Annotated in this window: 21 protein-coding genes, 1 pseudogene and 1 riboswitch; of the genes and pseudogenes, 17 read left to right on the top strand and 5 right to left on the bottom strand. The window is 65.1% G+C overall.

What is annotated here, in order from left to right; translation table 11 throughout:
* Window positions 1-1349, top strand: a 1349-nt coding sequence (locus ACKODO_RS09905; RefSeq protein ID WP_408983276.1) for an NAD-binding protein, incomplete at its 5' end; no start/stop codon positions are given.
* A 100-nt stretch (window positions 1350-1449) separates the two neighbouring features.
* On the opposite strand, the gene glcF is transcribed toward ACKODO_RS09905, so the two are convergent.
* Genes glcF through ACKODO_RS09890 form a run of 3 tightly spaced genes read right to left on the bottom strand, consistent with a single transcriptional unit; the run spans window position 1450 to window position 5431 of the window.
* Window positions 1450-2781 (bottom strand): glycolate oxidase subunit GlcF, encoded by a 1332-nt coding sequence (gene glcF, locus ACKODO_RS09900; RefSeq protein WP_408983275.1) that lies wholly within the window; start codon window positions 2779-2781, stop codon window positions 1450-1452.
* A gap of 8 nt (window positions 2782-2789) precedes the next feature.
* Complete coding sequence (locus tag ACKODO_RS09895; RefSeq protein ID WP_408983274.1) at window positions 2790-4001, bottom strand: FAD-binding protein; 1212 nt, start codon at window positions 3999-4001, stop codon at window positions 2790-2792.
* A complete protein-coding gene (locus ACKODO_RS09890; protein ID WP_408983273.1) occupies window positions 4001-5431 on the bottom strand; it encodes an FAD-linked oxidase C-terminal domain-containing protein in 1431 nt (476 codons plus the stop codon). The genes ACKODO_RS09895 and ACKODO_RS09890 overlap by 1 nt, the downstream gene beginning before the upstream one ends.
* A 181-nt stretch (window positions 5432-5612) precedes the next feature.
* On the opposite strand from ACKODO_RS09890, the gene ACKODO_RS09885 reads away from it, so the two are divergent.
* From ACKODO_RS09885 to ACKODO_RS09875, 3 genes are all read left to right on the top strand, one after another.
* Window positions 5613-6527 (top strand): LysR family transcriptional regulator, encoded by a 915-nt coding sequence (locus tag ACKODO_RS09885; RefSeq protein ID WP_408983272.1) that lies wholly within the window; start codon window positions 5613-5615, stop codon window positions 6525-6527.
* Window positions 6528-6603: 76 nt separating this feature from the next.
* Complete coding sequence (locus ACKODO_RS09880; protein WP_408983271.1) at window positions 6604-7002, top strand: c-type cytochrome; 399 nt, start codon at window positions 6604-6606, stop codon at window positions 7000-7002.
* A 120-nt stretch (window positions 7003-7122) separates the two neighbouring features.
* Entirely contained in the window at window positions 7123-7626 is a 504-nt protein-coding gene (locus ACKODO_RS09875; protein WP_408983270.1) for an SRPBCC family protein, read from the top strand.
* A gap of 3 nt (window positions 7627-7629) precedes the next feature.
* On the opposite strand, the gene ACKODO_RS09870 is transcribed toward ACKODO_RS09875, so the two are convergent.
* Complete coding sequence (locus ACKODO_RS09870; RefSeq protein ID WP_408983269.1) at window positions 7630-8199, bottom strand: 5-formyltetrahydrofolate cyclo-ligase; 570 nt, start codon at window positions 8197-8199, stop codon at window positions 7630-7632.
* Between the two features lie 107 nt (window positions 8200-8306).
* Here ACKODO_RS09870 and ACKODO_RS09865 point away from each other — a divergent pair, with 107 nt between their 5' ends.
* Both ACKODO_RS09865 and ACKODO_RS09860 read left to right on the top strand, forming a co-directional pair.
* Window positions 8307-8735, top strand: a complete 429-nt coding sequence (locus ACKODO_RS09865; RefSeq protein WP_408983268.1) for an Hsp20 family protein — start codon at window positions 8307-8309, stop codon at window positions 8733-8735.
* 137 nt (window positions 8736-8872) lie between these two features.
* Window positions 8873-9193 carry a DUF1150 family protein gene (locus ACKODO_RS09860; protein WP_408983267.1) on the top strand — a complete coding sequence of 107 codons (321 nt, stop codon included), beginning with the start codon at window positions 8873-8875 and terminating at the stop codon, window positions 9191-9193.
* 27 nt (window positions 9194-9220) lie between these two features.
* On the opposite strand, the gene ACKODO_RS09855 is transcribed toward ACKODO_RS09860, so the two are convergent.
* Window positions 9221-10018 carry an alpha/beta hydrolase gene (locus ACKODO_RS09855; RefSeq protein ID WP_408983266.1) on the bottom strand — a complete coding sequence of 266 codons (798 nt, stop codon included), beginning with the start codon at window positions 10016-10018 and terminating at the stop codon, window positions 9221-9223.
* A 100-nt stretch (window positions 10019-10118) separates the two neighbouring features.
* On the opposite strand from ACKODO_RS09855, the gene ACKODO_RS09850 reads away from it, so the two are divergent.
* The 11 genes and pseudogenes from ACKODO_RS09850 to ACKODO_RS09800 form a co-directional block, all read left to right on the top strand.
* Complete coding sequence (locus ACKODO_RS09850) at window positions 10119-11306, top strand: glycosyltransferase family 4 protein (RefSeq protein ID WP_408983265.1); 1188 nt, start codon at window positions 10119-10121, stop codon at window positions 11304-11306.
* A 138-nt stretch (window positions 11307-11444) separates the two neighbouring features.
* Window positions 11445-11972, top strand: a complete 528-nt coding sequence (gene infC, locus ACKODO_RS09845) for a translation initiation factor IF-3 (protein ID WP_408983264.1) — start codon at window positions 11445-11447, stop codon at window positions 11970-11972.
* A 191-nt stretch (window positions 11973-12163) separates the two neighbouring features.
* Window positions 12164-12364, top strand: coding sequence for a 50S ribosomal protein L35 (gene rpmI, locus ACKODO_RS09840; protein ID WP_408983263.1), 201 nt, complete (start codon window positions 12164-12166; stop codon window positions 12362-12364).
* A 121-nt stretch (window positions 12365-12485) separates the two neighbouring features.
* Window positions 12486-12851: a 50S ribosomal protein L20 gene (gene rplT / locus ACKODO_RS09835; protein ID WP_408983262.1), complete on the top strand. Its 366-nt coding sequence runs from the start codon at window positions 12486-12488 to the stop codon at window positions 12849-12851.
* A gap of 366 nt (window positions 12852-13217) precedes the next feature.
* Complete coding sequence (locus tag ACKODO_RS09830) at window positions 13218-14132, top strand: hypothetical protein (RefSeq protein WP_408983261.1); 915 nt, start codon at window positions 13218-13220, stop codon at window positions 14130-14132.
* A gap of 123 nt (window positions 14133-14255) precedes the next feature.
* Window positions 14256-15338, top strand: coding sequence for a phenylalanine--tRNA ligase subunit alpha (pheS, locus tag ACKODO_RS09825; protein ID WP_408983260.1), 1083 nt, complete (start codon window positions 14256-14258; stop codon window positions 15336-15338).
* A complete protein-coding gene (locus ACKODO_RS09820) occupies window positions 15335-16282 on the top strand; it encodes a hypothetical protein (RefSeq protein WP_408983259.1) in 948 nt (315 codons plus the stop codon). The genes pheS and ACKODO_RS09820 overlap by 4 nt, the downstream gene beginning before the upstream one ends.
* A 28-nt stretch (window positions 16283-16310) precedes the next feature.
* Window positions 16311-16421, top strand: a riboswitch (TPP riboswitch).
* On the top strand, window positions 16412-17170 hold the full coding sequence (locus tag ACKODO_RS09815) for a hydroxyethylthiazole kinase (RefSeq protein WP_408983258.1): 759 nt from the start codon (window positions 16412-16414) through the stop codon (window positions 17168-17170). It overlaps the preceding riboswitch by 10 nt.
* A gap of 1 nt (window position 17171) precedes the next feature.
* Window positions 17172-17816, top strand: coding sequence for a thiamine phosphate synthase (gene thiE / locus ACKODO_RS09810; RefSeq protein WP_408983257.1), 645 nt, complete (start codon window positions 17172-17174; stop codon window positions 17814-17816).
* Complete coding sequence (gene thiD / locus ACKODO_RS09805; protein WP_408983256.1) at window positions 17813-18616, top strand: bifunctional hydroxymethylpyrimidine kinase/phosphomethylpyrimidine kinase; 804 nt, start codon at window positions 17813-17815, stop codon at window positions 18614-18616. The genes thiE and thiD overlap by 4 nt, the downstream gene beginning before the upstream one ends.
* 15 nt (window positions 18617-18631) lie before the next feature.
* Window positions 18632-18949, top strand: a pseudogene (locus tag ACKODO_RS09800) (ABC transporter substrate-binding protein); the annotation flags it as partial.

Here is an 18949-nt window from a genome sequence, read left to right as displayed (position 1 = left end):
TGCTCAAGGCCGGCAAGGACGGCGCTTTCGCGCCGCTCGTCGCGCCGATCCTCATCACGATCACGGCGATGGCGAACCCTTCCGGTGGATCGGCGGTTCTGAGCTTCTCGAAGGCCTTCGCCTCGGGCATCGCGGTGATCGCGGTGCTGGTGATCGGCGGGCGCCTGCTGCTGCGGCCGCTGATGAAGCTCGTCGCGCGCTCCGGAAGCCAGGAGCTGTTTCTCGCCGCCTGTCTTCTCATTGCCATGGGGTCGGGCCTCATCGCCTCGGCGGCAGGGCATTCCATGGCGCTTGGCGCCTTCCTCGCGGGGCTGTTGCTCGCGGAAACCGAATATCGCCACGAGATCGAGGTGACGATCGGCCCCTTCAAGGGCCTGCTGCTGGGTCTGTTCTTCACCACGGCCGGTGCCCAGCTGGATCTGGTGGCGCTGGTCCAGGAGCCGGCGCTGCTGCTTGGTCTCGCGCTGGGTCTGATCGTGGTGAAGACGATCCTCCTGCTGGCTCTGTTGCGCGCGTTCCGGATTGCGGCCAGTGCGCATGCCGAAGTGGCCCTGTCGCTCGCGCCCGCAGGCGAACTCGGCCTTGTGCTCATCGCCGCAGGCGGCGCGATGGGTGTGATCCGCCCGGAGATCGCGGCTCTCGCGTCCATCCTCGTGCTGCTGACGATGTTCGTCACGCCCTTCCTGCATTCGGCGGGCATGCGCATCAGCCAACGCCAGCGGGTGGAGGCGCTGCCAAACGAGGCGCGCAACCCCGAAGAGGGCATGGGGGAGGGCAAGGTGATCGTGGTGGGCTTCGGGCGCGTGGGGCAGGTCGTGGCCGACATGCTGAAGCGCAACCGCATTCCGTATATCGCGGTGGATGTCGAACCGGCGGTCATCGCCAATGCCCGCAAGGCGGGTGTCGATGCGCTGTTCGGCGATGCGAGCCGCAGGGAATTTCTCCAGCGCATCGGCATCGGGCAGGCGCGCGCGCTGGTGGCGACCTCATCCGATCCCGATGCGGTGGAGCGCCTCGTGCGTGTGGCCCGGGCTGAACGGCCGGATCTCATCATCATCGCCCGCGCGCGGGATGCGGACCACGCGGCGAAGCTCTATGCCCTCGGCGCATCGGATGTCGTGCCGGAAACGGTGGAGGCCAGCCTGCAACTGGCCGAGAATGTCCTCGTCGATATCGGCGTGCCGATGGGGCTTGTCATCGCCTCGGTGCATGAGAGGCGCGACGAATTCCGTGCGGCACTGCAGAAAAGTGGCGCGACGCCGCGCCCCTCGCGCCTGGCTCGCCGTCCGGGCCTGAGGCGCGATGCGCCCGAGCCGAAGGATGGCGATGCCGACGAGGCCGGGCGCTAGAGCGGATTCCGATCTGACAGAAAGAGATCTGGCGCTCACTCTTCTTGTTTTCGCATCCGCTTTTTTGCGCCAACCGGCATCCACCTGGCGGGCGGATGCTCTACCCGACCTTCTCGCCGCCCAGAGCCGCCGGCTTCTCGCCACTGAGCGCCCAATCCACGAGTTCGATCGTGTGGAGGATGGGCGTCGCCTCGCCGCGCTCTCTCATGCCCAGGCCGATCTGCGTGATGCAGCCGAGATTGCCCGTGGCGATCACATCCGGTTTCAGACGCGCGATGTTGCGGGTTTTCCGCGCGCGAAGGCGGCCGGAAATCTCCGGCTGGAGCATGTTGTAGGTGCCGGCGGAGCCGCAGCAGATATGCCCTTCCGGCACATCCTTCACCGTGAAACCGAGGGAACGCAGGATCGTCTTCGGCGCATCCGTGATCTTCTGGCCATGCTGCATCGAGCAGGCGGAATGATAGGCGACCGTGAGGCCGGTTTCCCGCGCGGGGGCAAGGTTGAGCGTCGCGAGAAACTCCGTAATGTCCCGGGCCAGGGCCGAAACCCGCGCCGCCTTTTCGGCATAGGCGGAATTGTTGCGGAACATGAAGCCGTAATCCTTGATGGTCGTGCCGCAGCCCGAGGCCGTGATGATGATCGCATCGAGGCCCTTTCCCTCGATCTCGGCGATCCAGGCATCGATCAGCTTCTCGGCCTGGTGGTGCGCTGTCTCCTCCTGGCCCATATGGTGCACGAGCGCGCCGCAGCAGCCCTCGCCCCTGGGCAGCACCACCTCGATTCCGAGGCGCGTGAGCACGCGGATGGCCGCCTCGTTGATGCCCGGCGCGAGCACCGGCTGCGCGCAGCCCGAGAGCATCGCCACGCGACCCTTGCGCGCGGTTTTCGGCGCGAACACGGCCGGGCCGTCCATCGCGGAGCGCGAAGGGGGGGAGGAAGGCGCGAGGCCGAGCATCGCGCCCATCTGCTTGCCCACCACCGGCAGCTTCTCGACGATGGGCCGGAAGGGTTTCGCAATCGCCGAAGCCAGCAGCGCCAGGCGGAAGCGGTTGGGGTAGGGCAGCACATGCGCCAGGATGCCGCGCATCAGGCGCTCGTTCCACGGGCGCCTGTAGGTCTTCTCGATATGCGCGCGGGCATGGTCCACGAGGTGCAGGTAATGCACGCCGGAGGGGCAGGTCGTCATGCAGGAGAGGCAGGAAAGGCAGCGATCGATATGGGTCACCACCTCTTTCGTGGCGGGCTCGCCGCTCTCGAACATCTTCTTGATGAGATAGATGCGCCCGCGCGGGCTATCGAGTTCATCGCCGAGTTCGAGATAGGTCGGGCAGGTGGCGGTGCAGAAACCGCAATGGACGCAGGTCCGGAGGATCTTCTCCGAGGCCTGCATGGCGGGATCGGCGAGTGCCGCGAGCGAAAAACTGGTTTGCATGGCAACCCTCAACAGCTCGCGTGCATGCGGCCGGGATTGATCAATCCGGCGGGATCGAAGCTCGCCTTGATCCGCGCCGAAAGTGCCGCCACCGGCGCGGGTTCCGGCTGGAAGACCGGCACGGCGGCGCGAATGGAATCGGGGGCGCGGACAAGCGTCGCATGCCCCTTTCCGCCAAGCGCGGCGCGGATGGCGCTCGCACCGGCATCGCCGCTTGCGGGCGTCGCGAGCCAGAGGAGGCCGCCGCCCCAATCGAGGAAGAGCCTCGCTCCGGAGCTGGCCTCGCGCAAGGCTTGCGCCAGCCCCGGCGCGTGCGACGGCTTCACGGAGATGCGCCAGAGTGCTGTGTCGCGCGGCGCGGCGAGCAGTCTGCAATCGCGGATCGCGACCCAGATCTGTTCGGATTCCGCCCTGTCGATCCGCTTTGGCGTGCCGAAACGCTGGAGCCTCTCGGCCAGGGCGGGGAACCGATAATCGATCGAGGCCGGAAAATTCTCGAAGCGCAGCAGCGTGCGCGCCCTCTCCGCTCCTATCCCTGCCGGGAGATGCGCCGCGCCGGTCACCTCGAAGGGCGAGCCGAGCGCGGCCGACATCGCGGCCACGGCATCGGCTTCCGAAAGCCCTTCGAAAAGCATTGTCGCAGTTGCTTCGGGGCGCGGCAGCACCTTGAAGGTGACTTCCGTGAGAATGCCGAGCGTGCCATGCGCCCCGGCCTGCAGCTTCACGAGGTCGAGGCCCGTGACATTCTTCATCACGCGGCCGCCGGAACGGATGATCTCGCCGCGTCCGTTCACGAAACGCACGCCGATGAGATGATCGCGGCAGGCCCCGACCACGACGCGACGCGGGCCGGAGACATTGGCCGCCACCACGCCGCCGATGGTCGGCTCGCCACTCGTGCCATAGATGGCGCGATGGTCCATCGGTTCGAAGGGCAGCATCTGGCCCTTTTCGGCGAGGGTTTCTTCCACCACGCACAAGGGTGTGCCGGCGCGTGCCGAGATCACCATCTCCGCAGGCTCATAGAGCGTCACGCCCGAAAGGTCGGCCGTGGAGATCGTGACAGCGTTGTTTCCGGGGCGCCCGAGGCCGGCGCGCGTGCCCCCGCCCTGCACATTCAGCGATGCGCCGAGACCTTCCGCCTCGTGCACGATTCCCGCCGCCTCGCGCACGATTCCCGCGAGTTCATCCTCGCTCTGTGGCCGTCGAAGCATGGTCATCAGACACGTCCCTCCAGCGGGAAAACCTTGGCGGGGTTGAGAAGCCAGCCGGCATCGAAGGCCGCGCGCACGCGCATCTGCTGATCGAGTTCAGGCGGCTTGAACTGGTGGCGCATCAGGTCGCGCTTCTCGATTCCCACGCCATGCTCGCCGGTGAGGCAGCCGCCGACTTCCACGCAAAGCTTCAGGATGTCGTTACCCGCTTCCTCCGCCTTCATGGCCTCGGCGGGGTCGTTCACGTTATAGAGGATCAGCGGATGCAGGTTGCCATCACCCGCATGGAACACATTCGCGACGCGCAGGCCGTAATGCTTCACGATCTCATCAATCCGGCGAAGCACATAGGGCAGTTGACCGGTGGGGATGGTGCCATCCATGCAGATGTAATCGGCGATGCGGCCCGTGGCGCCGAAGGCGGATTTCCGGCCCTTCCAGATCGCCGCGGTTTCCATCGCGGATTTCGATTCCTTCACGCGTTTCACGCCGTGCTTCCTGGCAATCTCCACAATCTTCGCAAGCGTGGCGTCCATCTCCGCATCCGAGCCTTCGACCTCGATGATGAGCAGGGCTTCCACATCCATGGGGTAGCCCGCCTTGGCGAAAGCCTCGCAGATGTCGATCGCCGGCTTGTCCATGAATTCCATGGCGACCGGCACGATGCCCGCCCCGATGATCGCCGCGACCGCCTTTCCTGCCTCCTCGCTCGTCCCGAAGCCGAAGAGCACGGGGCGCGCGCCTTCCGCGGCGGGGAGAATGCGCACAATCGCTTCGGTCATGATGCCGAGCTGGCCTTCCGAGCCGCAGACGAGCCCAAGCAGGTCGTAGCCCGGCGCATCCATGGCCTCGCCGCCGATCTCGATCACCGTGCCATCGACCAGCACGAGCGTGACGCCGAGAATGTTGTTGGTGGTCACTCCATATTTCAGGCAGTGCGCGCCGCCGGAATTCATGCCGATATTGCCGCCGATGGTGCAGGCAAGTTGGCTCGAAGGGTCGGGCGCATAGAAGAAGCCATCCGCAGAGACGGCATGGGTGATGGCGAGATTCGTCACTCCAGCCTGGACCCTCGCGAGGCGATCCTGGTAGTTCACCTCGAGGATTCGGCTCATCTTGGAGAGTCCGATCACCACGGCGTCCTCCTGCGGAATAGCACCGCCGCAGAGCGAGGTGCCCGCGCCGCGTGGCACGACCGGCACCCGATGCTGGTGGCAGAAGGCGAGGACGGCCGAGACCTCGGCGGTCGTTTCGGGCAGCACCACGGCGAGCGGCACGCGCCGATAGGCGGTGAAGGCATCCGTCTCGAAGGCGCGGCGCTCATCCTCGCTGGTCACGAGGCAGGCGGGCGGCACCAGACCGGACAGTCCCGCGATCAGGAAATCGCGGCGCGCGAGCACGTCCGCCCTTGGTTCGGGGAATGGAATCGCAGTCATCGGACCTCCCTTGCACGATGCCGGCCCCATGGACGGACCCTTCTTCATCATAGTTCATCCGATGCCGTCTGACAGCACCAATGGTGACACATGGGTTCTGTTCCAAATCTGCATGAATGCCCTAAATTGTCGCCATGGACAAAAGGCGGCAGCCTGCGCTGCGCCGGATGGGCGGGGCAACATGGACCGGCTGGGCGATCTCGAAATCTTCGCGCGCGTCGCCTCCACGGGCTCGATGTCGCAGGCGGCGCGCGAACTGGGCCTGTCCCCGCCGGTCATTTCCAAGCGCATCAAGCGCCTGGAAGAGCGGCTCGGCACGCGTCTGCTCCAGCGCACCACGCGGCAGATCGTGCTGACCGATTCGGGGCGTGGCTTCCAAGAGCGGGTTGTCGCGATCCTCGGCTCGGTGGATGAGGCGGAGGCCTGGGTTTCCCAGCGCGCCCATGTGGCGCGCGGGCCCCTGCGCATTTCCGCGCCGTCCACGTTCGGGCGCCTGCATGTCGCCCCGCATCTCGTTCGCTTTCTCGAGAAGTATCCGGAAATCTCCGTCGATCTCTCCCTGTCGGATTCCTTCGTCGATGTCGTGGGCGACGGCTTCGATGTGGCTTTGCGCATCGCCGATCTCGGCGATACGAGCCTTGTTGCCCGCAAGCTCGCGCCGAACCATCGCCTGCTCTGTGCCTCGCCGGCCTATCTCGCCCGCAACGGCACGCCGCAGGTCCTCTCGGACCTTGCGGGTCACAAACTTCTTGTGCACAATACCGACCATTGGCGGCTGGAAGGTCCGGAGGGACCGGTGACCGTGCCGGTGCCTTCGATTGTGGTGACGAACTCCTCCGAAGTGATCCGCGAGGCGGTGCTGGCCGGCCTCGGCATTGCACTCCGGTCCACGTGGGATGTCGGGCCCGAACTCAAGTCGGGCCAGTTGGTGCAGATCCTGCCGCGCTATCGCGGCGGGCAGCGCGTCGCCATTCATGCCATCTATCCCTCGCGGCGGCATCTGCCGCAACGCACGCGGGTCTTCATTGATTTCCTGGCGGAGCTTTATGGTCCCGTGCCCAGTTGGGACCAGGGACTTGACCTGTCACCCCCGTGAAGGCTGCGGCGATAATCCTTTCCTCGTCCGCTTGTGCCGATGGCGGAAACCGGTATCTTCGGATGGGAAAATTTTCATGACGAGGATCGCGATGCTTCGTGCCGTTGCCCTTTCCGCCTTATTGGCCCTGCCTGCCGCCTCTGCTTTCGCGCAGGATGCGGAAGCCGGCAAGAGTGTCTTCAACCAATGCCGTGCCTGCCACCAGGTGGGCGAGACCGCCCGGAATGGCGCGGGGCCGGTGCTGAACGGCCTTTTTGGCCGCAAGGCCGGCACGGTGCCCGGCTACAATTATTCGGAAGCCAACAAGAATTCGGGCATCATCTGGGACGAGACGAATTTCGCGGCCTATATCAAGGATCCGAAGGCGAGCATGCCGGGCAACAAGATGGCCTATGCCGGCCTGAAGGACGACAGGCGCATCGCGGACCTCATCGCCTATCTCAAGACCTTCGGGCCGGACGGCAAGCCCAGATAAGCCGGCTGTGGCGGCTGCATCCTCGCAAGGCGGGCGCCGGGACGGGATTCCGCCTTTTCTCTCTCTTGACGGCCGCGTGCAGGCAGTCCTTCATCGCGGGGAAATCAGGGGGAGTGCGCCATGGACATGCAGGACAGCCGCAGGATCGCCGCGCCTCGCGAGGTAGTCTGGGCCGCGCTCAATGATCCCGAAGTGCTGAAGGCAGCGATCCCCGGTTGCGATTCGGTCGAGAAGACCGGAGACAACGAACTCGCGGCGCAGGTCACGCTGAAGATCGGCCCGGTGAAGGCCTCGTTCTCGGGCAAGGTCACGCTCTCGAATATCGATCCGCCCAATGGCTATACGATCAGCGGTGAAGGGCAGGGCGGCGCCGCCGGCCACGCGCGCGGCGGCGCGGATGTGCGCCTTGAGGCCGATGGCGAGGAAACAATCCTGCACTACACCGTGCGTGCAGAAGTCGGCGGCAAGATCGCGCAACTCGGCTCGCGGCTGATCGACGCCACCGCCAAGAAACTCGCGGGCGAATTCTTCGAGCGTTTCGCGGCGGAAGTCGCCCCTCCGGGTCCGGAGGAAATCGCGTCGAACACTCCGAAGAAGAAGTGGTGGAAGCTTGGCTTGGGCTGAATCTCAGGTCTCCACCGCCAGCACGGCATGGAGCGGAACATCATGCGCCTCGCGGGGCACGCGATCCATGCGCTGGGCGGCGAAGGCGAGGCCCACGCGCTTCGCCTGGGGGTGCGCGGCAAAGGCGCGATCGTAATAGGCCTTCCCATAGCCGAGCCTGTAGCCCTCATCATCGAAGGCGAGAAGCGGCGCGAGGAAGAGATCCGGCTTCAGGATGGGCGCCGAGGCCTTGGGCTGGCGGGTGCCGAAGGGGCCTTCCTCCAGCTCCGCCGCATTCTTCACCTGGTGGAAGGCAAGCCCCTCCCTCGTGATGCGCGGCACGGCAATCCGGTATCCGAGATTGACGAGCCGCATCACCAGGAGGCCGGGATCGAATTCGGAGCGCATTGCCACATAGGTCGCGATCACCCCGCCCGGCTTCGGCAGATTGGCGCCGAGAATCGACCAATAGGGCTCGCCCATCACGGCATGGCCGGCAAGCAGGCGCATGGGCGCAGGGATGGCATCGCGTTTGTTCATCTGTGCCTGTCGCAAGGCGGCCTTCTCGGCGGTGATCGCGTTGTCTTCGCTCATTCCGGGTTCCTCTTGCACGGGCGGAAAACCACCCCCATATTCGGGAGCGTCACGCCGCAACGGGTGACGCAGAACACCGGCCGCTTCGTCTGGAGGGCTCGCCTCGCATGTCCCGCGTTCTCAATCTCTCTGCGCCGTTCCTGCTCGGCTTCGATGAAATCGAGCGGACGATGGACCGCCTCGCCAAGGCGGCTTCTGACGGCTACCCTCCCTATAATATCGAACGGATCGAGCGCGATGACAATCGCCCGGAACGCTATCGCATCACGCTCGCGGTCGCCGGCTTCACGCGCGAGGAACTCGATATCACGCTGGAGGAAAACCAGTTGATCATCCGCGGCCGCCAGCTGGATGACAAGAGCCGGCAATATCTCCATCGCGGCATTGCCGCGCGCCAGTTCCAGCGGGTCTTCCTGCTCGCCGATGGCATGGAAGTGGCCGGCGCGGAGCTTCAGAACGGCCTTCTTTCGGTCGATCTCGCCCGCCCGGAGCCCGAGCGGATCATCCGTCGGATCGATATCCAGGCCCGCGACTGACGCCTTCTTCCCGGTTGCCCTTCGTTAACCCTGTTGCCCAAGCGGGCGGCGGGAAAAACCCCGGCCGCGTCGCGGCACGGCTTATGCAAGAGTTCGTCAACGCCTTCGGGCGTTTCATGTGAGAAATGGAGGTCATCATGGCCATGAAGAGATCCTCGACGACCAAGTCCGCCCCCGGGCGCCCGGCCGTTCTGGCTTCGGGAGGCTCGCCGGTGAATGACAGCCACCGGGCGCTGGAGGAACTGATGGCGATGGGGGATGGCGAAACAGCCTACCTGCGCAAATTCCGGGCAGGCGACCTGCGCAAGCTTTTCCCCCAGACCGCCGAGCTGCACCCCTCCGTGGAGCTTTTCGCGCTGTTCGGGGCGGATGGCACGCCGCTGATCCTCGCCGATACCCGCGATGCGGTGCTCTCCGGCGCCTGGGATCAAAAGCTGACCCTTTCCGCCCTGCACTGACCGCGCAACGGCCGGCCGCGCGCCATTTCAGCTCGCGGCTCGCAGGCTTTGGACCAACTCGCGCGTGATGCGCACGAGCGTCGCGATATCCTCGGGACGCGAAAGGCGGTGATCGCCATCAGGGATGATGGTCATGCGCACATCATCCTTCGACAACGAACTCACGAATTGATCGACATACTGGATCGGCACATCCGGGTCCTTCGCGCCCTGCAGGATGTGGATCGGCACACCGACATGGATTGGATGGTCCAGGATCAGGTGCTGGCGCGCATCCTCGATCAGGCTTCGTGTGATGGGGTAGGGCTCTGGCGAATAGGCCGAGGGGCGATACCAGACGCCATCCTTCAGGATGTTCTGGCGGATCTCCTCCGGAAAACGTGCCCACATCAGGCGTTCTGTGAAATCCACCGCCGGAGCGATGAGCACGAGGCCCGAAGGCGCACGTCCCTCCGCCTTCAGGCGCGCGGTCGCCAGCAGCGCGATCCAGCCGCCCATGGAGGAGCCAACCAGAACCGGCGCGGGGCCGCCGAAGCGGCGGATCATCTCCAGCGCATCATCGAGCCAGATCGAGAGATTGGCGGCGTGGAAATCGCCCGCGCTTTCGCCATGCGCGTAGTAATCGAAGCGCAGCATCGCGCGGCCATTGGCCGCGCAGGCCTCATCCAGCGCAGTCGCCTTGGTGGAGGTCATGTCCGAGCGGAAGCCGCCGAGCCAGATGACGGCTGGGGCATCACCGGCGCGCTTGCGATAGGCGAGTTGGCGGGCCGGAAGCTGTCGACGGGCATCGACCGGCAGTCCGAGCAATTGCGTCTCCACGCTCATGGCTCTATTGCTCCCTTGCCGCTGCTTCGCCCATGCGGCCTTGTCTACCTGTCATATTCGCTTGTGCGGTTGAAGCCCCCGGATGGTGTTTTCGCAACAGATGGTTCAGCCCCTTTCAGGCAAGACGATTCTCCAGATCATCCCCATGCTGGATGCGGGGGGCGCCGAACGCACGACGATCGATATCGCCGAGGGAATCGCGCAGGCCGGCGCGCGATCACTTGTGGCGACCGAGGGCGGGCGGCTGGTGGGCGAATTGCAGGCCAAGGGCGGATTGTGGATTCCCTTCCCGGCCGCCACGAAAAACCCGCTCGCGATGGCGCTGAATGTCGGCAGGCTCGCGCAGATTCTGAAAGCGGAGAAGGTTGATCTGGTTCATGCCCGCTCGCGCGCCCCGGCCTGGGTGGCGCTGGCCGCCTGCCGCCTTACCGGCACGGGCTTCATGACGACCTATCATGGTGCCTATTCGGGTCTTTCCGCGCCGAAGCTGCTCTACAATTCGGTGATGGCGCGCGGCGAGGTGGTGATCGCCAATTCGCATTTCACGGCCGAGCGCATCCAGGCCCAGTTCCGCATGAATCCCACATGCCTGCGCGTCATCCATCGCGGCACTAATTTCGAGACCTTTTCGCCAGACAGGGTCTCGCCCGCGCGCATCGAGAAGATCCGCCGCGGCTGGCTGGTCGCTCCGGAGGAGCGCGTGGTGCTGCTCGCGGGGCGCCTCACGCCCTGGAAGGGGCAGATGGTGCTGATCCGCGCGGCTCAGGTGCTGCGCGAGCGGGGCTATCGCGATCTCGTCTTCATCCTCGCGGGCGATCCGCAGGGCCGGGACGGGTATGTCAGGGAGATCGACCAGCTGATCAGCGAGAACCAGCTGGGCGGCGTGGTGCGCCGCGTGGGGCATGTCTCGGACATGCCGGCGGCGCTTGCGGCCTCCGCTTTGGTCGCGGTGCCCTCCACTGCCCCGGAAGCCTTCGGCAGGGTGGCGGTGGAAGCGCAGGCGATGGGCGTGCCGGTGGTGGTCTCGAACCTCGGCGCCGTGCCCGAAACGGTGCTCGCGCCCCCGCACGTCCGGCCCGACCAGCGCACGGGCTGGCGTGTTGCGCCCGACAACCCGGAAGAACTCGCCGATGCCATTGCCGAGGCCATCGACCTGATGCCCAGCGCCTTCCAGCAACTCGCGGATCGCGCCCGCACGCATGTCATGGCGCGCTTCTCGCTGGAACGGATGGTGAGCGAAACGCTCGATTGCTATTCGGCGCTGCTCGCGGATCGCGGGAACCGTTGACAAAACGGGCAAACACACCGAATTTCGCATGCATTCCGGAGAATTTGGTGGCATGGAATCGCGATCCCTTTCCGGATGCGCGCCTGTCATGGCGCGACTTGTTGCAACAGACCCAGGAGAAGACCCATTCGCAGGCCCATGAGAACCGCTCCCGTCCCCGCAAAGGACGGTCCAAGAATCAATCGCGATATCCGCGTGCGCGAAGTGCAGGTGATTGACGCCGACGGCTCGAACAAGGGCGTTCTGAACGTCTTTGATGCCATCCAGATCGCCGAGGAACAGGGGCTCGATTTGGTCGAGGTCGCCCCGAACGCCACGCCCCCGGTCTGCAAGATCATGGATTACGGCCGCTTCCGCTTCCAGGAGCAGAAGAAGGCCGCCGAGGCGCGCAAGAAGCAGAAAGTGATTGAAATCAAGGAGATCAAGCTTCGCCCGGCCATCGACGACCACGATTACGGCGTGAAGATGAAGGCGATGAAGGGCTTCTTCGAGGAAGGCAACAAGGTGAAGATCACCCTGCGCTTCCGCGGCCGCGAAATGGCCCACCAGGATATCGGCATGAAGGTGCTGGACCGGGTGAAGCAGGATATCGTGGACATCGCCAAGGTGGAGCAGGAGCCGAGCTTCGAGGGCCGCCAGGTGGTGATGGTGCTCGCGCCCAAGTGAGGCGGGGGCTGAAGCAGGGCTTGCGGCCCTGTTTTCGCTTGAACTTTCGGGCGCGCTGGCTTAAGCACGCGGCTTCATTCGAACCGCCCGGCCGGTAAGGGCTGCCGTGGCGGTTCTTTCATGCGTCCCGAATTCCGGCTTGCCGGAGGGGTGCCTCCAGAAGAACCTCCAGAAGAAGCGGAGAAAGCGAAATGCCCAAGCTGAAGACCAAATCCGGCGCCAAGAAGCGCTTCAAGATCACGGGCACCGGCAAGGTGAAATACGCCCAGTCCGGCAAGCGCCATGGCATGATCAAGCGCTCGACCAAGCAGATCCGCGAGCATCGCGGCACGGCCGTCCTGTTCAAGACCGACGGCGACAACATCAAGAAGTACTTCCTCCCGAACGGCTAACGGGAGCATTTGCAAGCGAAGTGGACCCCGGTTCGCGTGAAGCAAATGCGACCCAGATCAGAAATCAGAGCGCCGCGCGCTCTCGGTTGAGAAAACGATCAGCCAAACAGAGGATTTTGATATGTCTCGTGTGAAGAGGGGCGTGACGTCTCACGCCAAGCACAAGAAAACCTACAAGGCCGCCAAGGGCTTCTATGGCCGCCGCAAGAACACCATCCGCACCGCGAAGGCCGCTGTCGATCGCGCGATGCAATATGCGACGCGTGACCGTCGCACCAAGAAGCGCACCTTCCGCGCGCTCTGGATCCAGCGTATCAACGCCGCCGTGCGGGAATTCGGCCTGACCTACAGCCGCTTCATCGATGGCCTTGCGAAGGCGGGCGTCGAGGTGGATCGCAAGGTGCTCTCCGAACTCGCCATCCATGAGCCGGAGGCCTTCAAGGCCATCGTCGAGAAGGCGAAGGGCGCGCTGCCGGCTGCGGCCTGAGGCATTTGCCGCAGCCTTCGGAACTGAAATGGCGGCCCTTCGCGGGGCCGCTTTTTTGTTGCTCGCTGTAAGCTGCGCTCTCCTGCTGCAGTCGGATACCTCGCCGGAACTACCGGCTCAGGACGCTCGAATCGGCTGAGAATTCGGTTGTATGCAGACCAAAACACCACGCAAAAATTGTAATCAACGGGCAAAAAAAATAGGCATTTTTGCCCAATTATTGCGATTTATCAATTCTTTAAAAGGAAATTATGTGGCAAATGGGCAACGCGTCTCGATGATATGCGGAATCGGCATGCTTCGTGTTTGACTTGTTAACCATCGCGGCGTTCCCGTGGTGGGGATATTAAAGCAAGGAGCATCCCCATGTTTCGTCCCGCTCTTTTCGCGACGGCACTCTTTGCCGCCACCGGCGCTTTCGCAGCCGATATCGGAGCGAAGAAGCCGAGCCCTGTTGCTCCGGTGGATTCCGCCGCCTGCAAGGAGACCAAAGGTCTTCCGGCGGATGTCTTCGGTTTCGCAACCGGTTCGGATGTCGCCGATCTCGGCGCCTGGGGCATCGCGCTCGACAACACTTATGTTGCGGGTGGCCGTGGTGGCCGCGCCTATGGCTATACCGGCACGCTTCAGGTCTCGGGTTCGTTCCTGCCTTGCCTCGAAGTCGGTCCCTATGCCTTCTACAACATTGCCGGCTACAAGCCGTATGGTGGCGTTGAGCGCCAGGGCACCATGCTCGGCGGCGGCGTTGAGATGAAGTACAAGCTCCTCGGTCGCGCCACGCATGGCCTGGGCCTGACGCTGGCCGTCAGCCCGAATATCGGGCGCTACAACGGCTTCTCGATCTATGGTGGCCGGGACTCGGTGTTCGGCAACTCCTACCGCCTGCTTGCGGATGGCGAGATCGTGAAGGGCAAGCTCTTCGGCGCGCTCAACCTCGAACTTTTCCAGGCCGCCTATACGAACACGCTCCCGGGCTTCCGCAACCTGTCGCAGTTCAATGTTCGTGGTGCGCTGACCTCGCCGGTCATCGATTCCTTCTATTTCGGTGCGGAAGCGAGCTTTCAGGTTGCCAAGACTGGCATGTGGATGGATGGCGGCTTCCGCGCCACCGCCGCCTATATTGGTCCGACCTTCTTCTGGGCGATCAACGACAAGTTTACGCTCAACGGCACCTGGGCCTATCAGGTCTATGGCAACGACAAGTCTGGTCCGAACAGGAACCTCGGCACGCTGGTCTTCCCGCTTCATCAGGCTCGCCTGAAACTCGCCTACGCATTCTGATCCAGGCCCCTCCGGTTTCCAAGGGCCCGCTTCGGCGGGCCCTTTTTGTTTTGGCCTGCTCTCGCGCTTGACGGGCGGCGATCCGGCAATCAGAAGCATCCCCAGCAACGGAACGGGGTCACCATGTCTGATCTGGCGCAACTTGAAACGGAACTGATGGGCGAGATCGCCCAGGCCGCGAATGAAGAGGCGCTTGAAGCCCTGCGTGTGAAGGCGCTGGGCAAGAAGGGCTCGATCTCCGGCCTGCTCGCAACGCTCGGCAGTCTCGCGCCTGAGGATCGCAAGAGCTTCGGCGCCACCATCAATGCCGTGAAGGACCGCGTGACGGAAGCGCTCGGCACCCGACGCATCACCCTGAAAGATGCCGCGCTTGATGCGCGCCTTGCCGCCGAGCGTGCCGATGTCACGCTGCCGGTGCGCGAAGGCGGGCTCGAGGCCGGACGCATTCACCCCATCAGCCAGGTGATGGACGAGCTCACGGCCATCTTCGCCGATCTCGGCTTCGCGGTTGCCGAAGGCCCGGACATCGAAAGCGACGACTACAACTTCACCAAGCTGAACTTCCCCCTGGGCCACCCCGCGCGGGAGATGCACGACACCTTCTTCTTCGCAGCCGATCAGAAGGGCGAGCGGAAATTGCTGCGCACACATACCTCACCCGTGCAGGTGCGGACGATGCTGCGGGAGAAGCCGCCGATCCGGGTGATCTGCCCCGGCCGCACCTATCGCTGCGATTCCGACCAGACCCATACCCCGATGTTCCATCAGGTCGAGGGGTTGGTGATCGACAGGGAGGCCAATCTCGGCCAGCTGAAATGGGTGCTGGAAGAGTTCTGCAAGGCTTTCTTCGAGGTGCCGCATGTGAAGATGCGCTTCCGCCCCTCGTTCTTCCCCTTCACCGAGCCGTCGATGGAGGTGGATATCCAGTGCTCGCGCAAGGGTGGCGAGATCCGCTTCGGCGAGGGCGAGGATTGGCTGGAAATCCTGGGCTGCGGCATGGTGCACCCCAATGTGCTGAAGAATTGCGGGCTCGATCCCGATGCCGTGCAGGGCTATGCCTGGGGCATGGGCATCGACCGGATCGCCATGCTGAAATACGGCATGCCGGATCTGCGCCCGTTCTTCGAGGCGGATATCCGCTGGCTGAAACATTACGGCTTTCGCCCGCTGGATCTGCCGAGCCTCGCGGCCGGCCTTTCGGCTTGAAGCGCGATATCGCGATCCTCATCTATAGTCGCGGGCGGGAAAGCCTTCTCGCCCGGCTGATCGATGATCTTGACCGTTCATACATGCCGGCTCTGGAAGCAGGCGATCTCAGCGCCTGCGCCTTCATCTACGCGCAGAACTATTCCGGCGCCTATCTCGATGGGCTGAGGCAGCGTCATGCGGCGGCCATCGAGGCCGGGCGGCTTATCCTTTGCGAGGCCGAGCGCCCCCATTCCTGCATTGGCGAGGTCTTCGTGGCCGCGGCCGATGCGATGCATGCGCGGGTCGATTATCGGCTCGCTATGCTGATGGATGATGACAGCCTCTATCGCGCGGATGCTCAGGTCGATGCCAATCTCCGCGACACGGCTCGCCTGTTCCTGCAGAAGGGAGATCGTGCCTATTCCCTCAAGCTCGGCCCGGCGCGGGTGGTGGAATACTGGCCCTTCATCGATTCCGCCGGGCCAATCATGCCCTTCAAGGAAAAGATGCTCTGGGTGAGCCGCGCGGTGATGGAGGAGGCGCTGGCCTTCCCGGCCTTCGCCGCGCTGGCCGTGGGCGAGGATGTGGTTCTGGCGGCCATTGCCTGGCGGGGCGGGGCGCAGAAGTGCTTTGGCGTTTTCGGCCTTGGCACCTTCCTGCATCTCGGCTTCGAGCCGGATGAGGAAAGCGCCGGCCTCGCCATGGGCGGAGGCTATGGCGAACTCGTGGGCTATGACGAGACGAAACAAGCCGATCCCGAACTCGGCAAATACGGCGCGGCCTTTCGCGGCGGAATCGTGCCGCACACGGTGCTGCCCGAGATCTTCGTCGGCCCCGAGCACCCGCATCATACGATCAGCGGCATCAAGCCCGAGGCGGTCGCACATTACGGCGCTCGCGACACGGGCTTCAGCCGGATCGACCGCAAAGCGGCGATTGGGAAAACGCCCGAAGCCGGTTGACATCCCGGCCCGGCTGACCATTCTTGCTGCGCATTCCGAGGGGTGTCGCAACCGGCGGCTGAGATCAGGGGAATGGACCTGAGCACTCTTTGAACCTGATCCGGGTCATGCCGGCGAAGGGACGGAGCCGTGTTTCGTGACAAGATTTCCTCCACTGCTTCTTGCCTGCCGGTGCCGATGACGCCGTTTCCGCTTGATGAGGCGCGGCGCCTGGCCCGCGCTTTGGCCCGCGCCGTGGCCATGCGCCGGCCTCGCATTCATGTGCTCACCAATCCGGTGGCGCAGGCCGTGAGTGCAAATGCGCTCGTGGCGCTGGGGGCCGAGCCGTCGATGTCCGCGCATCCCCGCGACATCCTCGCGCTCGCGCGCGGCGCGGATGCCGTTCTCGTCAATCTCGGCATGCTCGAACCCGCGCGCGAGGCGGCGATCGAGGCGCTTCTCGCGGGGGGCGCGGCTTTGGCGACGCCCGTCGTGCTCGACCCCGTGATGGCCGATCGCGTGCCCTTCCGTCGTGAACTGGCGGAACGGTTTTCGCCTTTCCCGCGTCTCCTCGTGAAGGGGAATGCGGCAGAGATGGCCGCCTTGCGCGGCGCGTTTCCGGCCGGGACGGTTCTCGTCACCACCGGCGGGACCGATCATGTCGAGGGCAGCGCCGCCTGCGAGATCACGGGCGGCCACCCGCTCATGGCGCGGTTCTCGGGCTCGGGTTGCCTTGCGGGCGCGGTGATCGCGGCTTTCGCGAGCGTCGAGCCTGAGCCGGCGCGCGCCGCGGCCGCCGCGCTGACAGCCTTGCGACACGCCGCAGCCGAGGCCGGCGCGGCCGCGCAGGGCCCCGGCACCTTCGTGCCGCTTCTTCTCGATTCCCTCGCCCGTTTTTCGGAAGGATGACATGGCTCCGGACATCACCCTCTATGGCATCGTGGATCCGCAGATCGCGAGGGGCCGCAGCCTCGCGCGCCTCGCGCGTGCGGCGGCCGATGGCGGCACGACCATCATCCAGTATCGCGCGAAGGAGGCGGTTACCCGCGCGATGATTGCCGAAGCGCGGGGCATCGTCGCAGCGCTTTCGGGCACGAATGTGCCGCTGCTCATCAATGATCGCGTGGATGTCGCCCTCGCCAGCGGCGCGCAGGGCGTGCATCTCGGACGCGAGGACATGCACCCGGCGGATGCCCGCGCGCTTCTCGGCCCGCAAGCGATCATCGGCGCGACCGTGAAGGGCCGCGACGATCTGCTCGCCCTGCGCGGTCAGCCCGTCGATTATGTCTGCATCGGCGGCGTTTTCGCGACAAGCCACAAGGACAACCCCGATCCGCCCTTGGGAATTCATGGCTTCCGGGCCCTGCGCGCCGAGGCGCGGGAATTGCTCGGCCATCTCCCGGTCGGCGCCATCGCGGGTATCACGGTCGAGAATGCGGGCTCGCTCATGGAAGCGGGCGCGGATGGCGTCGCGGTGATCGGCGCGCTTTTCGCGGGCGAGGATCCGTGCAGGGCGGCGAAAGCCTTCCTGCCCGTTCTGAGGAGGGCGGCATGATCCCCGTCGCGCTCACGATTGCGGGCTCGGATTCCGGCGGCGGCGCCGGCATTCAGGCGGATCTGAAAACCTTCTCGGCCTTGGGCGTGTTCGGCACCAGCGCGCTCACGGCACTCACGGCGCAGAATACGCTGGGCGTTTGCGCCGTGCACGCTCCGCCGCCGGATTTCGTGGCGGCGCAGATCGCGGCCGTGCTCACGGATTTCCGTGTCGGCGCGGCGAAGACCGGCATGCTCCATTCCGCCGAGATCATCACGGCTGTGGCGGAGGCCCTGGCCGAGGCGCCCGATCTCCCGCTCGTCGTCGATCCCGTGATGATCGCGACCTCCGGGGATCCCCTCATCCGGCCAGAGGCCGTCATGGTGATGGTGAAAAAGCTCTTCCCGCGCGCGGCTCTCGTCACGCCCAATCTCGCGGAAGCAGACGCGCTCACCCATGCGCCAATCGCGCAGGATCTCGACGCCATGCAGCGGCAGGGGGAGGCGATCCGCGCCATGGGCGCGCGCGCGGTGCTGATGAAGGGCGGACATTCGGAGGGGCCGGAGGCGACGGACCTGCTGGTGAGCGATGAAGGCTCGCGCCTCTTCTCCGCCTTGCGCGTGAAGACGCGCCATACCCATGGCACGGGCTGCACGCTCTCGGCGGCGATCACGGCCGGCCTCGCCAGGGGCCAGCCGATGGAAGAGGCGATTGGAGAGGCCAAGACCTATCTCACCGCGGCTCTGGTTGCGGGCCGCGAGCTCGGCCTCGGGCACGGCAACGGGCCGGTCCATCATTTTCATGCCCTCCGGGCGCGCTGATTTCAGGAGTTTGCCATGGCCGTTACCCGCCGCCTCGCGCTTGCCGGGGCCGCGAGCCTTGCGCCCTCCGCGATTGCGCGCGCCGATGCGCCACGCCGCTGGCGCATGGTCACGAGCTGGGGGAAGAATCTCGTCGGACCGGGAGTCACGGCCGCCCGGCTCGCGAGGCGCATCACCGCCATGAGCGGCGGTGCCCTGGAGGTGCAGCTCTTCGCGGCCGGCGAGATCGTGCCGGCGCTGAACGTGCTCGCTGCCGTCTCCACCGGCACGGTGGAGATGGGCCACACCGCCGCCTTGTTCTGGCAGGGAAAGATGCCGGCGGCCTCGCTCTTC

Source organism: Rhabdaerophilum sp., from assembly GCF_046092605.1.
Taxonomy (GTDB): Bacteria; Pseudomonadota; Alphaproteobacteria; order Rhizobiales; family Beijerinckiaceae; genus Rhabdaerophilum.
The sequence above is the reverse complement of the archived record's forward strand: the minus strand, read 5'-3'. Positions and strand labels throughout refer to the sequence as shown.

What these genes read in the sequence shown, in the direction of transcription:
- pheS (WP_408983260.1), top strand. Translation starts at nt 14,256, where the DNA reads ATGTCTGATCTGGCGCAACTTGAAACGGAACTGATGGGCGAGATCGCC.
- ACKODO_RS09895 (WP_408983274.1), bottom strand. Translation starts at nt 4,001, where the DNA reads ATGACCATGCTTCGACGGCCACAGAGCGAGGATGAACTCGCGGGAATC.
- rplT (WP_408983262.1), top strand. Translation starts at nt 12,486, where the DNA reads ATGTCTCGTGTGAAGAGGGGCGTGACGTCTCACGCCAAGCACAAGAAA.
- ACKODO_RS09860 (WP_408983267.1), top strand. Translation starts at nt 8,873, where the DNA reads ATGGCCATGAAGAGATCCTCGACGACCAAGTCCGCCCCCGGGCGCCCG.
- ACKODO_RS09890 (WP_408983273.1), bottom strand. Translation starts at nt 5,431, where the DNA reads ATGACTGCGATTCCATTCCCCGAACCAAGGGCGGACGTGCTCGCGCGC.
- infC (WP_408983264.1), top strand. Translation starts at nt 11,445, where the DNA reads ATGAGAACCGCTCCCGTCCCCGCAAAGGACGGTCCAAGAATCAATCGC.
- ACKODO_RS09865 (WP_408983268.1), top strand. Translation starts at nt 8,307, where the DNA reads ATGTCCCGCGTTCTCAATCTCTCTGCGCCGTTCCTGCTCGGCTTCGAT.
- ACKODO_RS09870 (WP_408983269.1), bottom strand. Translation starts at nt 8,199, where the DNA reads ATGAGCGAAGACAACGCGATCACCGCCGAGAAGGCCGCCTTGCGACAG.
- ACKODO_RS09875 (WP_408983270.1), top strand. Translation starts at nt 7,123, where the DNA reads ATGGACATGCAGGACAGCCGCAGGATCGCCGCGCCTCGCGAGGTAGTC.
- ACKODO_RS09850 (WP_408983265.1), top strand. Translation starts at nt 10,119, where the DNA reads ATGGTTCAGCCCCTTTCAGGCAAGACGATTCTCCAGATCATCCCCATG.
- rpmI (WP_408983263.1), top strand. Translation starts at nt 12,164, where the DNA reads ATGCCCAAGCTGAAGACCAAATCCGGCGCCAAGAAGCGCTTCAAGATC.
- ACKODO_RS09855 (WP_408983266.1), bottom strand. Translation starts at nt 10,018, where the DNA reads ATGAGCGTGGAGACGCAATTGCTCGGACTGCCGGTCGATGCCCGTCGA.
- ACKODO_RS09880 (WP_408983271.1), top strand. Translation starts at nt 6,604, where the DNA reads ATGACGAGGATCGCGATGCTTCGTGCCGTTGCCCTTTCCGCCTTATTG.
- thiD (WP_408983256.1), top strand. Translation starts at nt 17,813, where the DNA reads ATGATCCCCGTCGCGCTCACGATTGCGGGCTCGGATTCCGGCGGCGGC.
- ACKODO_RS09830 (WP_408983261.1), top strand. Translation starts at nt 13,218, where the DNA reads ATGTTTCGTCCCGCTCTTTTCGCGACGGCACTCTTTGCCGCCACCGGC.
- glcF (WP_408983275.1), bottom strand. Translation starts at nt 2,781, where the DNA reads ATGCAAACCAGTTTTTCGCTCGCGGCACTCGCCGATCCCGCCATGCAG.
- thiE (WP_408983257.1), top strand. Translation starts at nt 17,172, where the DNA reads ATGGCTCCGGACATCACCCTCTATGGCATCGTGGATCCGCAGATCGCG.
- ACKODO_RS09885 (WP_408983272.1), top strand. Translation starts at nt 5,613, where the DNA reads ATGGACCGGCTGGGCGATCTCGAAATCTTCGCGCGCGTCGCCTCCACG.